Below are 16558 nucleotides of genomic sequence, written 5' to 3'. Positions count from 1 at the left end.
CTCTGTTATTACTTACTTTTTGTTTCCAAAAAATCTTTGGTTCGTTTGTAAGCCTCATCTAATGACGCCTGATCCGTTGCGTAACTGATCCGAATGTAATCGGGTTGCCCAAAAGAACGCCCGGATACTACTGCAACGTGAGCTTCCTCAAGTAAGGCTTCAACAAATTCCTCAGTTGTTGAATAACCACATTGAGCAACCGCTTGTTTAACCTTCGGGAAAATGTAGAAAGCTCCCTGCGGCTTGGTCTCAATTTCAAAGCCAGGTAGACTTTGAATTTTCGGGTAAAGGAGATTGAGTCGCTTTTCAAAAGCTAACCGCATTTTTTCAGCATCCTTCTGATCACCATTAAGGCCTGCCAAGGCAGCGTACTGACTAACTGCCGCCGGATTACCCGTTGCGTGACTAGCCACTGTATTCATGGCCTTAATAATTTGTGGATCACCTAAAACGTAGCCAATCCGCCAACCTGTCATCGCATAGGTTTTAGAAACGCCGGTCACTAAGAGTGTCTGCTTTTTAATTGCTTCACCCAAACTGACCAATGACGTAAACTGATTGCCGTTATAAACTAGGTTACTGTAAATATCGTCAGCAACAATTAAAATATCGTGTGCCACTGCCCAGTTACCTAATTCCCGTAATTCTTCCGCTGTATAGAGTAGGCCAGAAGGGTTTTGAGGTGAATTAATGACCATTGCCTGCGTTTGCGGCGTCCGCATCTGTTCCAGATCTGCCACCGTTACTTTATGGTCCTTGCCACTTGCCTTAATGGCTAATGGCTGACCACCAGCTAAGCGAACCTGTTCTGAGTAACTTACCCAAAATGGTTCTGGCAATAAGACGTTGTCACCAGGATTTAAAATAACTTGAAAAATTAAAAATAATGCAAACTTAGCGCCATCCGTGACAATCACTTGATTTTGCCGATAATCAACGCCATCTTCTGCTTTAATTCGGGCTCGAATCGCCGTCTTTAATTCAGGCAGTCCACCTGCTGGCGTATAAAAGCTTGCTTTGCCAGAGTTGATTGCTGCGATTGCTGCATCCCCGATTGCCTTTGGCGTTGTAAAATCTGGTTCCCCAATGGAAAGATTAATCACGTCAATCCCCTTTGCAATCATTTCCTTTGTTTTACTAGACATGGCCAGCGTTGCTGATGGCTGAACCTGTTGAACCTTACGTGATAATGCCATACTTGCCACTTCCCAACCTTATAAATTTTCGACTAATTTCAATTGCTTACCATTTTTAAAAGCAAGCGTTTCGTAACCTAATTGACCATTTTTCTCCCGATAAGAAACTTCCCAAGCAGGTTGCCCCTGATAGAGTCCTAAATTGATATTATAAACTTTCTTCGGTGAACGCTTTTGCCAAACTTGCTTTAAAGCGGCATTTCGACTCAATCCATCAGCTTGATGGATGACCCGAATCTTACCCCCTTTTTGAGCAATAATCACGTAAACACGCGTATTATCCTGTGTTGTTCCCGCTACGGTAAAATAGCTCTTTTGCCGGTTAAACCAATAAAAATGGTCCACTGTTTTTAAGTGTGCGTATTTCTTGGCTAAACCCACCGCCTCATCCTGAGCCGTCGCCACTGGCTTATTAGCCTCGTGAAAGACTAGAAAGCCGCTTAACAAAATTACCACTAACAACCCAATTAAGGCGTAAGGCTGCCAACGTTTTCGTTTCCACTGTTCTCGCATTTGCCGCTCCTTCTTAGTCTAAAGATACATCCCATATTATAGCAGATTTTATTTTCTGATTACCGCCTTCAAAAAAAATTAAGGGTTATTTTTAAAAAAAGCATCGATGGCCGGAACTACCTCCGCCAAGTCGGCCTTAATCTGCGGTAGGCCAGTTGGTAGTGCCTTTAACATTTTTTTGCCGTAAGTTGTTGTCAAGACCCGGTTATCAAGAATCACTAGAACCCCACGATCAGTATTCGTCCGAATCAGGCGACCAAACCCCTGCCGTAAACGTAAAGTTGCTTTAGGTAACACATCATTAATAAATGGATTCAAGTTTTGCGCTTCTAATTGGTGGTAACGTACCTTCGCCAACAAGCCATCAGGAGAATCAAATGGTAAACGAGTCATGATAAGTTGTTCTAAGGCCTCATTCGGCAAATCAATGCCCGTCCAAAAACTACTTGCCCCGAGTAAAATACCACCCTGGCTTAATTGAAAGCGCTTGGTAATTCGTTCCCGACTTCCTGTTACTCCTTGGGCAAAAAGTTCATGATCATTTCCTAAATCACTTGCCAACAAGGCATGGTAAACATCATTAATCATTTGTAATGAATTAAACAGAACTAATGTCTGCCGCCGGTTGTCCTTAGTTAGGCGATAGATGGCAGACGCAAGATAGGTCACGTAATCCACGTGGGTACTGTTCTTGATTGCTGGGCTGTCCGTCGTTAAATATAATCGTGCCTGGCGTTTATAACGAAAAGGACTGGCAAAACGTTTTTCAATTAATTCTGTCCTGGATAGACCAAGTTGTTGCTTAAAGAAACTAAAATCACGCTTAATACTTAAAGTCGCACCCGTATACACGGGCGATTCGAAGTTTGCCGCTAATGCGGTCATTACTGGCGAGACATCTAGCAGGCTAACGTGAATACTAAGACTACGACTATCGCTATAATCCCGTAATGATAACCAAATTAAGTTTGGCTCAGGTTGAACCAGCTCTAAACTTGCTAACATTTGTTGCCAAGTTTGCTGGGCAGTGGTTAAATGATTTGCCTCGTTACTAAAACGTAATAACAAGGCGTAATCACGTGGCAACCAGCGTTCACTCTGCCGATTAAAAGACTGAATAATTTTACTAGTCAAGAATAAATTATCCGTTAATAACTGATCTATTTTAGTCAATTGGCGTTGCCAGTCCTGGTACCAAGACTGTAAGCCCGCTGTTAAAGGAACTTCTAAGTAACCAATCCGAGCCGTTTTTTTGACGTGCTTGAGCACAAAATTTTGGTAGAGACTTTCCTGCAATTGAGTCAGTAAGCCTTCCAATTCACCTAAACCAAAATCTAATGAAGTTATATTGTAAAGTGCCACGGCATCTTCCTGAAATAATGGCGGCAAAGTTTTCTTTTCGTGCTTAGAATTCAATAACTTACGCAAATTTTTAATGGTTTGGTAAACTGCCGCAAAAATAAATTGTCGGCTACCCGCCTGCATGGCTGCTCCGGCAAAATTCTGTGCTTCATCAATAACCAAGTAAGGTTGATTCTTAAAATCGGTGGCGTGCTGACTGAGGTAGGCGTGGTTAGTTACCAAGACATCGGCCACCTTTTGTCGTTCTTGCTGGCGACGTAAAAAATCCTCTTCGTAAAATGTGATTCCCGGCGCAAACTGATCACCATTTTGATGACTGACAGTTCCGAAAAGTGGTGATTGGTAAGTGGTCAAATGTAGCTCTTCTAAGTCACCAGTTTGGGTCATCGTTAACCATACCAACAATTTCATTTTCAATAACTGAATTTGCTTAACCTTTTCATCCACAATAATGACCTGGCTAAATTTATTCAAATCCAAATAGTGGCGAGCGCTCTTAACTGTCGCAACTTGTAAATCAGTTTTTAATAGTTGATTAAGTAACGGAACAGTTTGATCCGCAAATTGATCCTGTAGAATAGTTGTTGCCGTAGAGACCACCAATTGTTTCTGACTACTGATTAAGTAGGCAAAAGGAAGTAAATAACCCAATGATTTACCCAAACCAGTAGCGGCTTCCAACAGCATACCTTGCCCTTTCTGCGTATAATTGGTATAAATCAGATCCATCATATTGCTTTGCGTTTTACGCCACTTCAATAGTGGTTTAAATAATTGCTTCTTCAGTTGTTCAGTTTCTGGATAACTACCTAGCTGGTTAGTTAAGTGCGTTAGTGGAACGGTTGTTTTACGTAAGGCTAACCCCGCCTTGATGAAGAGATAGTCAGGTAATGCCTGCGGGTGCTGTTCCGCTTGCTGAGCACTCAATGCAAAAAAACGGCCGGTTTCTCGCGTTAAGCTGGTTGAGCACTTGGCCAAACGCTGTTGGGTTACGAAGGGTAACTGCTGTAGTCGTTTGCTTAAAGTAATAAATAATTTGGCCGTTACCAGTGCGTCACTATCGGCCTGGTGTGGATTATCATGGGTTAAATTTAAATAGCGCGCCAAGTCCGTTAGCTTAAAGCTCGTACTCGTTGGTAATAGAATTTGCGCTAGATCAACGGTATCAACGCCCTCCAGCTCTAGTGGTTCCTGACCCACCCGTACTAATTCAGCGTTTAAAAAAGGATAGTCAAAATTAATGTTATGGGCAACAAAAACACAACCGCGCAATAAATTGACGATTGTCGGCGCCACATCCTCAAATAAAGGGGCCTGGTGCAGTCGTGTTTCCGTCAGGTGGGTTAAGCTAGTAATTACCTTAGGTAGCGGTTGTTCAGGATTAACGTCTGTTGCTAGGCGATTAATAATTTTATGGTGTTGAACTAAAACACAGCCAAATTGGATAATTCGGTCACCAGATTTAACGCTGGTACCCGTTGTTTCCAAATCTACAACGGCGTAAATGGTATCTTCATTCATATTTGCACCAAAGTCTCTTTTCTAAATTTTCTAACCAAATAGTAGCATTTTATGGACTAGTTGGACAACACATACTAGCAGATTACCGTCACAATTAACCATTAAATTAACGAAAGCGCTTCAGACATTTACGACTAAGTATTTACAAACATTGTGACAATGTTTAAACTGTTTATGTTAAGTTGTCTTATACAACAACTAATTTTACGGAAAAGAGTGGCAATATGACTTTAGCAGAAGGTATTGGTGTTAGCAATGCAAAAATCATCTTAATTGGTGAGCATTCGGCCGTTTACGGCCAACCGGCAATTGTAATTCCGTTAACATCAATCCAATTAACCGCTAGCACAACACCAATTCAATCTGGTCAGTATATTGACAGTAATTATTATACAGGACCATTGCAACGTGCTTACAAGAATTTGGCAGGTGTCAAAAAATTAATTTTGACTGTTCTTCAACAGCTTAACCAAACAAACGCCAACTTTAAATTAACAATTAAGAGTGCTATTCCCTCTGAACGGGGCATGGGTTCTTCGGCCGCAGCAGCAATTGCTATCATTCGTAGCCTTTACGCTTATTTTGAGCAACCACTTAACCGAGCTACTTTGTTAAGGCTAGCTAACGTGGCAGAGACCGTTACCCACGGTAATCCTAGCGGGATGGACGCCGCAACAACTAGTGCCCACGCCCCAATTTGGTTTGTCCGTGGTGAACAGAGTCACAATTTACCGATTAATGCCTCAGGTTATTTGGTCATCGCCGATAGTGGTATGAAGGGACAAACTGGTCCCGCGGTCGCAACTGTTCGTGATCGGCTTGCTGACTTTCCCCAAGAAACCGATGTCTTTATGAAGCAATTGGGTGCTCTTGCAGTGACTGCGCGGGATGCCCTGGCTAATAATCAATTAACTACTTTGGGAACATGCTTGTCTCACGCCCAAATAATTTTACAAACACTAGGTGTCAGTAACGATACAATCGATCATCTCGTTTTTTTGGCTCAACATAATGGTAGTCTTGGAACCAAATTAACCGGTGGTGGCCGTGGTGGCTGTATTATTGTCCTTGCCCCGGATAAGGCCACAGCAACCCATTTAATTGACGTTTTAACAACGGCTGGTGCTACCCAAACTTGGTTGCAACCACTGGCCCATCTCAACGCTGCAAATGAGGTGCAAAATTAATGACGGCCGTTACTGCACGAGCTCACACAAATATTGCTTTAATTAAATACTGGGGCAAGTTAGACCAGAAATTAATTATTCCGCAAAACAGTAGTTTATCGCTTACTTTGGATCAGTTTTACACTGACACTACTGTTCAGTTTTCACCTAAATTACAGCAGGATCAAATTCAGTTAGACGAGCAGCAATTAACTGGCCCTGCCGCTGAACGTATTAGCCATTTTCTCAACCTTATTCGGCAACAGGCTCACTGTCAGCAATTCGCTTACGTCGATTCAACTAATCACGTTCCCACTGCGGCTGGGCTAGCCTCCTCGGCTTCCGGCTTTGCCGCCTTGGCCGCTGCTGCCAGCCGTGCTGCTGGTTTGCGGCTTGAACGCCCGGCACTTTCTCGCTTGGCCCGGCGTGGTTCTGGTTCGGCCACACGCTCTATTTATGGTGGTTTCGTTGAATGGCAACAAGGTCATGACGATCAGACCTCATTGGCTATTCCTTTTAGCGAAGAAGTCGATTTCGATATCCAGATGATTGCGATTGTTTTAAATAATCAGCAAAAGCGCGTATCCAGCCGTTCTGGGATGGCGGAAGTCGTTGCAACTTCCCCCTACTACCCGGCTTGGGTAAAAGCAGCTAACGCCGACTTAATAGGAATGAAGCAAGCAATTCTTAAAAAAGATATAAATTTAATTGGTCAAATTGCTGAGAGTAACGCAATGAAGATGCACGCGACAACCCTTAGCGCCAACCCACCCTTCACTTACTTTGAGCCAAAAAGTCTGACGGCAATGCAGGTTATTCAAAACTTGCGTCAGGATGGATATTCTTGTTATTATACTATGGATGCGGGGCCAAACATCAAGGTTATTTGTTCGGCAAAAGAAACGCCCGCAATTCTAGAACGGTTAGGTCACTTTTTTGACCAACAGCAATTATTAGTTGCCAAACCTGGTCCAGGCGTTCAGTATCTTTAAATTAAGCAGTGCTTTAAAAAGCAAATTCTAATTACCTTTTTAAGACACCCATAAATTAAAAAGCTCCCAAGTGGTGCGAAAGGAAATGATTGTTTGATAACGGCTCAGGCCCCTGGCAAACTTTATATTGCGGGCGAATACGCAGTTGTTGAGACTGGTTTACCCGCGATTATTGTTGCACTAAATCAATTTGTAACGGTTACAATTGAAAAAAGTGAGGACTACGGGAGTATTGTTTCAAAACAGTACCAAGAAAATTCCATTTATTGGTTACGACAGGGCGACAAAATGGTATTTGATAACCGGGATAATCCTTTTCACTATATTTTATCCGCCATCCATTTAACCGAAAGGTACGCTTTAGAAATGGGTAAGCACCTAACCCTTTATCATTTGCACATCAACAGTGAACTGGATTCTGAAGATGGTAAAAAATACGGCTTGGGTAGTTCCGCTGCCGTGACGGTCGCTACGGTTAAGGCCTTACTGGATTTTTATGAGTTACCGATTACTAAGGATAAGCTCTATAAATTGGCCGCCATTGCCCACTTAGATGTTCAGGGCAATGGTTCTTTAGGCGATATTGCTGCCAGCGTTTACGGCGGCTGGATTGCCTACCAGGCCTTTGATCGTGGTTGGCTAGAAGCAATGCGCCGGGAAACCAGCTTACACGATTTATTGGCCATGGCGTGGCCCCAACTAAATATCGATCTGTTAACACCCCCAGATAATCTGAAATTAATGATTGGGTGGACTGGTTCGCCTGCTTCAACTTCGCAATTGGTTGATAAAATCACGATTGCAAAGGCAAAAAAGCGGCAGGATTACCAACGTTTTCTTCAAAATAGTGAACAGTGCATCAAGCAAATGATTGTTGGCTTTAAAACTAAAGACTTAACTTTAATTCAGCAACAAATTCGGAGAAATCGAGAATTATTACACACCTTGAGTTCCTTTAGCCACGTTTCGATTGAAACGCCACTTCTACAAAAGATGTGTAATTTGGCTGAAGGTCTCGGAGGTGCAGCAAAAACTTCCGGTGCCGGTGGTGGTGACTGTGGCATTGCCATCCTTAATAAAAGCCTGGCAACAGAAGAGTTGGCCCAAAATTGGGTTGATAATGGGATTGAACGATTAAATTTGGCTGTGCATAACGTGACTTTATAATATAATGAGACAAGAACGTAACAAGAATCCTTTGGTTTATTTTTTGTTACCCGTTCTCATTAATACTTAGAAATACACATAGGGACTGCGGCAAAATTCACTTTTGTCCCAGCCCCTACTTTTTAGGTCTTATTCAAGTTCTGCGTTTGGAGGAAAAACACCTTGACGAATTCACAATCACACCGTAAAGACGAGCACGTTTTTTTAGCAGAAAAATTTTATCAATCAGAACGGGCAAATGATTTTGACCAACTGCGCTTCATTCACCAAAGTTTACCCGAAATTGCTTTTGACGAGGTTTCACTAACCACAAAAATAGCTAATTTCACTTTACCCCTTCCCTTTTACATTAACGCGATGACTGGTGGGAGTCCTAGAACCGGTGAACTAAACCGTCAATTAGCCCAAATTGCGGCCACACTTGGTGTCCCAATTGCAACTGGCTCCCAAAGTGTCGCATTGCGCCATCCTGAACTGATGGCCACCTTTCAAATTTTACGGGAAACCAACCCAACTGGCCTAATCTTCGCCAATTTGGGTGCTACGGCTAGTGTAGACGCTGCTAAGCAGGCCGTGACAATGTTGCAAGCCGATGCCCTACAAATTCACCTGAATACCCCTCAAGAAGTTGTTATGCCTGAAGGTGACCGCGACTTTCACTGGTTAAAACAAATTCAAGCAATTGTCGCAGCGTTGGATGTTCCAGTGATTATTAAGGAAGTCGGTTTTGGGATGGCCCAAAAAACTTTCAAACAATTATTAGAGGTTGGCGTTCAATACATTGATGTTGCTGGCGCCGGTGGCACTGATTTTATTGCCATTGAAAATGAACGCCGTAAAGCACGTAATATGGCTTACTTACGCGGCTGGGGCCAATCAACCGTTGAATCACTTTTAGAAAGTCAATTCTATCAAAGCAAGTTAACAATTCTGGCTTCTGGTGGCGTCCGTAATCCATTAGACATTATCAAGGCCTTGCGCCTAGGTGCACAGGCAGTGGGCCTATCTGGTACCATTTTGCACCTATTACAAAAAAACGGTCCCAAGACCACTACAGAAATATTATTAGATTGGAAAGAACAACTAACCGCCATCATGGCTATGCTTGGCGCGCATGATCTAACGGACTTACGCCAAAAACCCATTATTTATGGAACTAAATTACAAAGTTACATCGTACAGCGCCAGCTTGAGGTAAAGTAATTAAAAATAGGAACGTGGCCTAAAAGATAGATCCGTTATTAATTAGCGGATCTATCTTTTAGGCCACGTTCCTATTTATTTACTGTGACTAACCGTTTCAAAATTAATCAGCAACAAAGCGTAATCCCTTAGGAAAAAAGTTCTTCACTGTTTGATTGACAAGTTTGCCAAAACCAACTGTTTTACCCTCGTACAGTAAAAGTAGCCACGTCTTCCCAGCTAATTCACTAGGAAAAGTATCTCCGTGAACGTAACGCTGGTAATCGGCCGTAGTTAACGTCAGCCGCTGTTTAAACTGCTCTGGGACTAATGCTAAGGCTAAAGCGTAGGCTGGCTCAAAACGGTGGGCTTTGAAGGTTCCGAGATGTAGCCCTGGGCGAACAACGTTTAAGCGATCTAACTTTAAAGCTTGCGGTAGCGCATAGAGTTGCTCACCGAAAACAATTAACTGCTTAAAAGTAATCCCACTTAGATTTTCTTGGGCAAATGCTTGCCAAACAGCTAGCTGTTCTTTACTCAACTGATTGGTTGATTTGGCCCGTTTCTTTTTGCGCGGTCGTTTAACGTCAATTACTTCTGGCTGCCCGGCCTTTTGTAATTTAGCAATAAAATGACCTTCACCGGCTAAAAGGTGTGGAAATAGGCGAACCGTATTCTTTAAAGCCGGATTACCATCCGCCCAATCAGGCCGCCCCGCCACCATTCCGGTAGCACGCTCAACTGGCACTAGGCTAAATTCTGGATAAGTCGCCACTAACCACGCCATCATTTGCTCGTCTTCTTCTGGACTAAAGGTACAGGTAGAATAAATTAATTGGCCACCGGGTTTCAACATCTTAACGGCCTCAGTTAGAATTTCCCGTTGCCGCTTAGCACACTCGGTCGGATACGCAGGGGTCCAGTACTGGGTAGCACTGTGATCCTTGCGAAACATTCCTTCCCCTGAGCAAGGTGCATCCACTAAAATACGATCAAAGTAATCTGGAAAATGCTTAGCGAGGTGATCAGGCGTTTCGTTTGTAATTACAACGTTACGGCAGCCAAAACGTTCCACATTTTCTGCAAGAATTCGCGCACGTTTGGGCATAATTTCGTTACTCACTAATAATCCAGTTTGTTGCATAAAACCAGCTAAGTGAGTTGTCTTGCCACCAGGTGCCGCACATAAGTCTAATACACGTTCACCAGGCCTAGGTGCAGCAACCTCACCCACATACATGGCACTTGGTTCTTGACTGTAGACGTAGCCGGCCTGGTGATCAACAGTGCGCCCATTGACACTACCAAAATAGCCCCACTGCGTGTAATTAATCGGCTGCGTTAGATCTAAATTAACTTGCTTAGGTCGGGGTTTTAAAGGATTCAAACGAAAACCCTTGTAGCCTGATTTATCAAAGCTGGCCAAAAAAGCGGCTGCTTCATCGCCTAATAATTGTTGATATTTCTGCGTAAAACCTTCTGGTAAAAGCACTCGTTCTAGTCCTTTCCACTTTTAATTTGTTGCCGTAAATAATAATATAGCCGGCCACCATAATAAATTTGTGTTACAAGATAGAAGGCCAATAATAGCCACCACAAGGCAGTGTACTGTGAAATGTATAAGCGCCACATCCCGAGAATACCGCCGACTAATAGCCCACCTAAACTACTAACCGCAAACTGACGCCATTCACGGCCAAAAATCTGCCAACGAGTTGTCGCCTGGAGTACATTAGTCACTAATGCAGGCCGGGAAACAATGACGCCAAGCTCCGCAACACCAACCAATAAGATAAAGACTAGGACAATCGCTAAACCATAACCCCAGTAACGAGCAAGCCAAGAGGTCCCAACAATTGGTGTTCTACGTGGCACTAAATGAATCGGTGTTTTGGCCGCTAAGATGGATTGAAAAGTTGTCCGCTTTTTTAGATAGGGCTTCCCATCAATAACAATTCGAAATTTATTAACTTTGGCCGCCGTTAAACTTTGCTTGGTTGAAGTTGAGATAAAAATTCGGTTGTCCAAGTGGCTGCTGCTTCGATTACCAACAACCCCGATCACCGAAATGTACCGGTTACCGTATTTTAAATAACTTTGTTCGGTTGGTGAATATAATTTTTTTGCCACCTTTTTACCAACAACGGCAACTGGAATTTGCGATTTAAAATCACTATCGTTGAAAAAGCGACCTGAAATTAGCGGTAAGGTTTTAAAATTACCAGCACCGTAGAGGTAAACTGTATTGCTATGTGGCAGCTGGTACTGGACCTGATAATTCTCTAGGTCATGCTGGGCCGCAAACGTTTGGTTTAACGCCACAATTGAAGATTGCCTCGGTGACTTAAAAACATAAGCATTAGTTGATAATCCGCCCCGGTCCAAAATATCCTGATAATCGGCACGATTCATTTGACTGAAAAAAAAGACACCAGCAAACGCCAGAATTGCCGTCAACACGGCAAGCATTGATTTTCGTTTAAACATATTAGTTAGACCTATCCTTACTTTATTTACGCTTAATTAAGCATAAACGGTGCCCATTAGGTTGTCAAAAAATCTTGCGGTAAATTAATTAAAAAGAAATTTTTACATATTTTACTTTAATTTTTCATTTACTGGACCCAAAACAGCGCTTCTTTAACAAGATCCAGTTGCGGTAAATGGCGGTTCAATTTACTTACGAGAGCATCAGTCTTGAAATTAGCCGTTTGCCAAAAAATAGGACTATTCGTACAGCCATTTTTTTCACCAATACAAAGTAGCGGTAACTGTGGTTTAGTTTGCCGCATTAATTGTAATAATTGCCAATCAATTGGAACACCATCGGGACTCCAGCTCATAATGACGTAATCAATTTGCGAAACGTATTTTTTATAGGCCGCACAAGCATCCAATGCTTCAACTTCTGTCACTAAATGGCGGCCCGTTTCATTTTCATGAACCCAACCCAATGTGTCCGTTGCAAAAACTGTCTGGCCTAAATGACGTAAACCTGCACTAATATAGCCGTTACCCGCCATGACCTCTAAGTACCGTCGACCTGGTAAGCGCGCTAAATCAGCAACAAATTCCTGACTTGTATGGGACCACATGCCAAAATGAACTTCAAGGTAGTCCCGGTAAGCACCAAAAAGTTGATCAAGTTCAGTAATTTGTTGGCTTAACGCAGACAAGGTCCACCGTCTTTTTTGAATAAACTCTGGATAGACTTGGATAAAGAAACCTTCCGGAATCCCTAAATAAGTCAATTCATGTGGTAGACGATCATGCCTTAATAACCAAATGTTTCTTAACATACCGTCAATTTGCTGACTGACGCTGGGATAGTCCGCAAATAGTTGGCGAAATTTGTGTAAGCTCGCAACGTACTCTGTTGTCGGCAGTGCCATTAAAAATAACCTCCAAATAAAAAGCGTGAGCCAAAAGGCCGTTTTTAAGAAAGTTAACTGTCAATTGATTTATTTTCAACCAACCGCAACTAGCTACTCAAAAAACAATTACCTTTTGGTCCACACTTACTATCTATTAACGAATCCCCAACGCAATACGGGCATAACGACTCATTTTATCAACACTCCACGCTGGGTACCAAACAAGTTCAATATCAACATCCTTGACCTCGGGAACCTCATTTAAAGCTTGGGTAATTTCATCATTTAACAAATCAGACAGTGGGCAACCCATAATTGTCAGGGTCATCTTAATGTGGCATAAACCTTCTTCATTAAGATCTACCCCATAAATTAGGCCTAAATTGACAATATCAATCCCAAGTTCTGGATCAATCACAGATTCAAGCGCCGTTAGGATTTGGTCCTTAACGTCATCAATATCTTCTGCTGCTACCTTCTTTTCCTCACTCAAGAAATTCACCCCTTTGTTTTTCTACATTATACTTAAAAAACAAAGCGGATACAATGCTAAATGAGAAACCTTTTCAACTGGTATCTAAAATCAACGTTTTTTTGGTTTAAATTTACGTGCTGCCGCAACGGCCTGCTGCCAACCGATTAATTTTTCTTGGCGGATCTTTGTGGAAAGCTGGGGTTTGATCGGTTTAATTTGTTTGGCCAATTGTTCTAAATGATCAAAATTCTTAAAGTACCCGGTTGCCATCCCGGCCAGAAAGCCGGCCCCTAACGCAGCACTATCCTGATAATCATTGGCCGGTAAAACTGGAATGCCCAAAATATCGGCCTGGAATTGTTGCAGGTAACGGTTGCGCGCGGCCGGACCATCCATGTGCAATTCAAGTGCCTTTACGCCAGTAATTTTTTGAATTGCCGCTAACAAATCACTGGTTTGGTAGGCCATCGTTTCCCAGGTTGCTCGTGTTAACTGAGAACGATTCGTAGTTTGCGTTAACCCAAATACGGCACCTTTGGCCACATTGGCGGTGCCCATATCGGCAATCGCAGGTACAATGTACAAGTCAGTTGCGGCTAAGCTTTTAGTGGCTAAATATTCTGACTCGGCGGCAGTAGCGAAAAAGGCCAGTGTCTCCTGCAACCATTTAATTGTTGCCCCTGCCGTTAAAATGGTTCCTTCTAAAGCGTAAGTTGGTACTTGACCGGCAGTTTGGTACGCCAATGTCGTTAATAACTCCGTTTGCGTCGTTGCCAGCGCTTTTGTTCCAGTATTAAACATTAAAAATGTACCTGTTCCGTAAGTTGTTTTTACTTTTCCTTTAGTCAAACAATCTTGACCAACTAAAGATGCCTGTTGGTCACCAATAATTGCCGTAATCGGAATTTGTCGTCCAAATGTGACCGCCGCGGCGGTTTGCAGTGTTGTATTAGTTGACGGATAAACGGTTGGTAGAATAGCTGATGGCAACGCAAATAACTGTAACAATTCTGCATCCCATTTTAGCTGGTGAATATCAAATAATAACGTCCGACTAGCGTTGGTCACGTCCGTCACGTGCGCTGCCCCCTGAGTTAGCTGCCAGATTAGCCAGGTATCAACTGTCCCAAATAATAATTCACCAGCCTGAGCCTTTGCTAGCGCTCCTGGGACTTGTTCCAAGAGCCAACGAATTTTGCTTGCCGAAAAATAGGCGTTCACAGGTAGCCCTGTTTTACGTTGAACTAACGTCTGCTCAGTTTTTGTTGTTATTCGGGCCGCAATTGCCGCCGATTGATTGGAACGCCAACTAATTGCGGCGTGAATTGGCTGGCCAGTTTTTCGATCCCAAACAATCGTTGTTTCCCGTTGATTAGTAATTCCAATACTAGCTAATTCGGCAGGACTCACACTAGTATTCAGTAAAACATCCGTCATGGCCCGTTGAACACTGCGCCAAATTTCTAGCGCATCCTGTTCAAACCAACCTACTTGTGGTGTCGCCGTTGCTACTGCTACTTCAGTCGCACCAATAAGTGTCCCGGCCTGATCCATAACAGAAGCCCGGGTTCTAGTTGTGCCTTGATCAATGATTAAAAGGTAACGTGCCATCGCACTCTCCCCCTTTCCCCTTAAGTCTACGTAAAAAATTACACAGAGAAAAGAAAAAGGCTTACAGTTTAACTACTATCACAAAAATAAAGTTACCTTTAAAAAAGATTAGTCACCGGTAATTTCCAATTTATTAACTAGAAGATAAACTTCACTGTAACAAGCAGTCATGATTTGCGGTGTTCTTTTGGTCTAACCTAATCATCTGCTAAGAGTGTCAAGCACTTTGTTAATCGCTGAACTAGTACTACTGCCTGCTCAGGGGTTAACTGCGCAAAACTTACCCGAATGGTATTTTCTTGTAACCCAAATAAAAAACCGGGTAAAACCAACAAACCATTTTTCAGAAAAACGGTGTAATCGGATGGCGTTAATTGACGGCCTATGTGTAATTTAAGCCACAAGTTATAGCCAATTTGCGGCAATTGAAAACTAATTTTATGCTGTTGTTGCAGTGGTAATAACAATCGTTGTAATTGCTCTTTTTTTTGCTTTAACTGCTGTTGCAATTGTTGCAGGTAAACGGTCAAATCTGGATCAGCCAATAAGCCAGTCGCCACTAATTGCGGGAAAATACTGAGCCCAGAATCTAATTGCTGGCGGATGTCGGCCAAGCGCTGAACGATTTGGCTAGGTGCTACCAGCCAACCAATTCGCGTGTTTGGCCCGGTTAAAGTGGATAAAGTTCCCACGTAAAGAACGTTTTCTGGATCAAGTGCCTTTAATGGTGGAACTAAGACATTCGCGGCCCGTTGTAAAAGTGCCAAGGGATCATCTTCAACGATCGGTAATTTTAATTCGGCGCATAGTTGAATTAACGCCTGCCGTGCACTCAACGGCATTGTGCAACCAGTCGGATTTTGGCCGGTTGGATTAACAAAAATAAATCGAACATGATGTTGATAATATAATTGGCGGAGTACCGCTAAATCCAAACTACCGTCAGAGCGCAGTGGTACCCCAAAAATACGAATTCCAGCGGCCTGAAATAAACCTAATTGATAAAAATAAGAAGGTTGTTCAACTGCGATGGCATCCCCAGCAGCCAGTAAGCCTTGGGTAATCAAAAAGAATGCCTGCTGAGCCCCTGAAGTAATCAAAATTTGACTAGTAACCACGTTTTGCCGCAAATGTTGGCCTAAAAACAACTGCAATTGCTTTTTCAACTTAGGCGCCCCACTAATTGCTAAGTGCGCTTCTTGGGTCAATACCGTTTGCCAAGTCATTGCTGGTAAGGGGCTTTTAGCGAGTAGTGCCGCTGGCAAAGTTGCTTGTGCCAAATTAAGTCCCTTTTTTTGATCGAGTAAAACCTGTAATTGTGCCATGTACTGTGTTGGATCAGCCAACCGATCGGCCGTTAAATAGGATTGCCAATTAATACTGTTAGGTAACACACCCCACTTTTCAGTATTGACCCAAGTACCACTGCCAACTTTACGAACAAGAATTCCTTGACTAACGAGTTCGTCAAAAGTACGCCGCACCGTTGAGCGACTTACCGCCAAGGTTGCGGCCAATTGACGTTCTGGTGGTAACTGTTGGCCCGGTAATAAAGCACCAATTTCTAAACTATGACGAATAAAATTAATCAGCCGAAGATAGGCTGGCTGCGACCCGGTCGGTAATTGCCAGTGCAATAAAAACACCTCCTTAAATGAAGCCGGAACAGACGTCCTAGCCTCTTATTGTTTCCGAACTTACTCTAGAACGTGCGCCAAAAATCTGGGTTCACGTGCCTAATCCAAAACCGACTTTTGTACCACTTTCTTTCTAATTTACCTAGCCACTTCTTAATGATCACCTAAAATAGGTCAATCACGCTAGGTCATATTCTGAAACTGCTATTGGTAAATATTCTATAGCAAAATTTGCCGATTGAGAACAATTATTTAAATAAAAAGTGCGTTAATAAGAATACCCTGAACACCTTGGCCCACCGTAAATTCTGCACTGGCTAAAAAGTTTATACAACAGACTTAAGAACTATGAAAGTTGTATT

The 16558-nt window shown here is 42.8% G+C and carries 13 protein-coding genes; 4 read left to right on the top strand and 9 right to left on the bottom strand.

What is annotated here, in order from left to right; all coding sequences use genetic code 11:
• Positions 1-8: 8 nt before the first annotated feature.
• The 3 genes from AYR53_RS09150 to AYR53_RS09140 all read right to left on the bottom strand — a co-directional run bounded on the left by AYR53_RS09150 (position 9) and on the right by AYR53_RS09140 (position 4592).
• Positions 9-1196 carry a pyridoxal phosphate-dependent aminotransferase gene (locus tag AYR53_RS09150; RefSeq protein ID WP_068224293.1) on the bottom strand — a complete coding sequence of 396 codons (1188 nt, stop codon included), beginning with the start codon at positions 1194-1196 and terminating at the stop codon, positions 9-11.
• An 18-nt stretch (positions 1197-1214) separates the two neighbouring features.
• A complete protein-coding gene (locus AYR53_RS09145) occupies positions 1215-1709 on the bottom strand; it encodes a cell wall elongation regulator TseB-like domain-containing protein (RefSeq protein WP_068224296.1) in 495 nt (164 codons plus the stop codon).
• Between the two features lie 78 nt (positions 1710-1787).
• Entirely contained in the window at positions 1788-4592 is a 2805-nt protein-coding gene (locus tag AYR53_RS09140) for a helicase C-terminal domain-containing protein (protein ID WP_068280633.1), read from the bottom strand.
• A gap of 224 nt (positions 4593-4816) precedes the next feature.
• On the opposite strand from AYR53_RS09140, the gene mvk reads away from it, so the two are divergent.
• The 4 genes from mvk (at position 4817) to fni (ending at position 9120) form a co-directional block, all read left to right on the top strand.
• On the top strand, positions 4817-5779 hold the full coding sequence (gene mvk / locus AYR53_RS09135) for a mevalonate kinase (protein WP_068280636.1): 963 nt from the start codon (positions 4817-4819) through the stop codon (positions 5777-5779).
• A complete protein-coding gene (gene mvaD / locus AYR53_RS09130; RefSeq protein ID WP_068280639.1) occupies positions 5779-6750 on the top strand; it encodes a diphosphomevalonate decarboxylase in 972 nt (323 codons plus the stop codon). The genes mvk and mvaD overlap by 1 nt, the downstream gene beginning before the upstream one ends.
• Before the next feature lie 93 nt (positions 6751-6843).
• Positions 6844-7917, top strand: coding sequence for a phosphomevalonate kinase (locus AYR53_RS09125; RefSeq protein ID WP_068280642.1), 1074 nt, complete (start codon positions 6844-6846; stop codon positions 7915-7917).
• Positions 7918-8079: 162 nt separating this feature from the next.
• The gene (gene fni, locus AYR53_RS09120; RefSeq protein ID WP_068280644.1) at positions 8080-9120 is read left to right on the top strand and encodes a type 2 isopentenyl-diphosphate Delta-isomerase; all 1041 of its coding nucleotides are present in this window, start codon (positions 8080-8082) and stop codon (positions 9118-9120) included.
• 103 nt (positions 9121-9223) lie between these two features.
• Here fni and AYR53_RS09115 read toward each other — a convergent pair whose 3' ends face one another.
• From AYR53_RS09115 to AYR53_RS09090, 6 genes are all read right to left on the bottom strand, one after another.
• Positions 9224-10591, bottom strand: a complete 1368-nt coding sequence (locus AYR53_RS09115) for an RsmF rRNA methyltransferase first C-terminal domain-containing protein (protein ID WP_068280646.1) — start codon at positions 10589-10591, stop codon at positions 9224-9226.
• Positions 10592-10596: 5 nt separating this feature from the next.
• Positions 10597-11586, bottom strand: coding sequence for an ABC transporter permease (locus AYR53_RS09110; protein WP_068280650.1), 990 nt, complete (start codon positions 11584-11586; stop codon positions 10597-10599).
• Between the two features lie 128 nt (positions 11587-11714).
• Positions 11715-12491 carry a class I SAM-dependent methyltransferase gene (locus AYR53_RS09105; protein WP_068280652.1) on the bottom strand — a complete coding sequence of 259 codons (777 nt, stop codon included), beginning with the start codon at positions 12489-12491 and terminating at the stop codon, positions 11715-11717.
• 136 nt (positions 12492-12627) lie between these two features.
• A complete protein-coding gene (locus AYR53_RS09100; RefSeq protein ID WP_068224319.1) occupies positions 12628-12966 on the bottom strand; it encodes a metal-sulfur cluster assembly factor in 339 nt (112 codons plus the stop codon).
• Positions 12967-13056: 90 nt separating this feature from the next.
• Positions 13057-14559 (bottom strand): FGGY family carbohydrate kinase, encoded by a 1503-nt coding sequence (locus tag AYR53_RS09095; protein WP_068280654.1) that lies wholly within the window; start codon positions 14557-14559, stop codon positions 13057-13059.
• A gap of 197 nt (positions 14560-14756) precedes the next feature.
• On the bottom strand, positions 14757-16196 hold the full coding sequence (locus AYR53_RS09090; RefSeq protein ID WP_068280655.1) for an aminotransferase-like domain-containing protein: 1440 nt from the start codon (positions 16194-16196) through the stop codon (positions 14757-14759).
• Positions 16197-16558: the final 362 nt, after the last annotated feature.

It is taken from the genome of Loigolactobacillus backii, from assembly GCF_001663675.1.
Classification (GTDB): Bacteria; Bacillota; Bacilli; order Lactobacillales; family Lactobacillaceae; genus Loigolactobacillus; species Loigolactobacillus backii.
The sequence above is the reverse complement of the archived record's forward strand: the minus strand, read 5'-3'. Positions and strand labels throughout refer to the sequence as shown.

Bases quoted from the DNA above. Each gene is read 5' to 3' on its own strand.
- AYR53_RS09145 (WP_068224296.1), bottom strand. From the start codon at position 1,709: ATGCGAGAACAGTGGAAACGAAAACGTTGGCAGCCTTACGCCTTAATT.
- AYR53_RS09095 (WP_068280654.1), bottom strand. From the start codon at position 14,559: ATGGCACGTTACCTTTTAATCATTGATCAAGGCACAACTAGAACCCGG.
- AYR53_RS09150 (WP_068224293.1), bottom strand. From the start codon at position 1,196: ATGGCATTATCACGTAAGGTTCAACAGGTTCAGCCATCAGCAACGCTG.
- AYR53_RS09110 (WP_068280650.1), bottom strand. From the start codon at position 11,586: ATGTTTAAACGAAAATCAATGCTTGCCGTGTTGACGGCAATTCTGGCG.
- AYR53_RS09140 (WP_068280633.1), bottom strand. From the start codon at position 4,592: ATGAATGAAGATACCATTTACGCCGTTGTAGATTTGGAAACAACGGGT.
- AYR53_RS09105 (WP_068280652.1), bottom strand. From the start codon at position 12,491: ATGGCACTGCCGACAACAGAGTACGTTGCGAGCTTACACAAATTTCGC.
- mvaD (WP_068280639.1), top strand. From the start codon at position 5,779: ATGACGGCCGTTACTGCACGAGCTCACACAAATATTGCTTTAATTAAA.
- mvk (WP_068280636.1), top strand. From the start codon at position 4,817: ATGACTTTAGCAGAAGGTATTGGTGTTAGCAATGCAAAAATCATCTTA.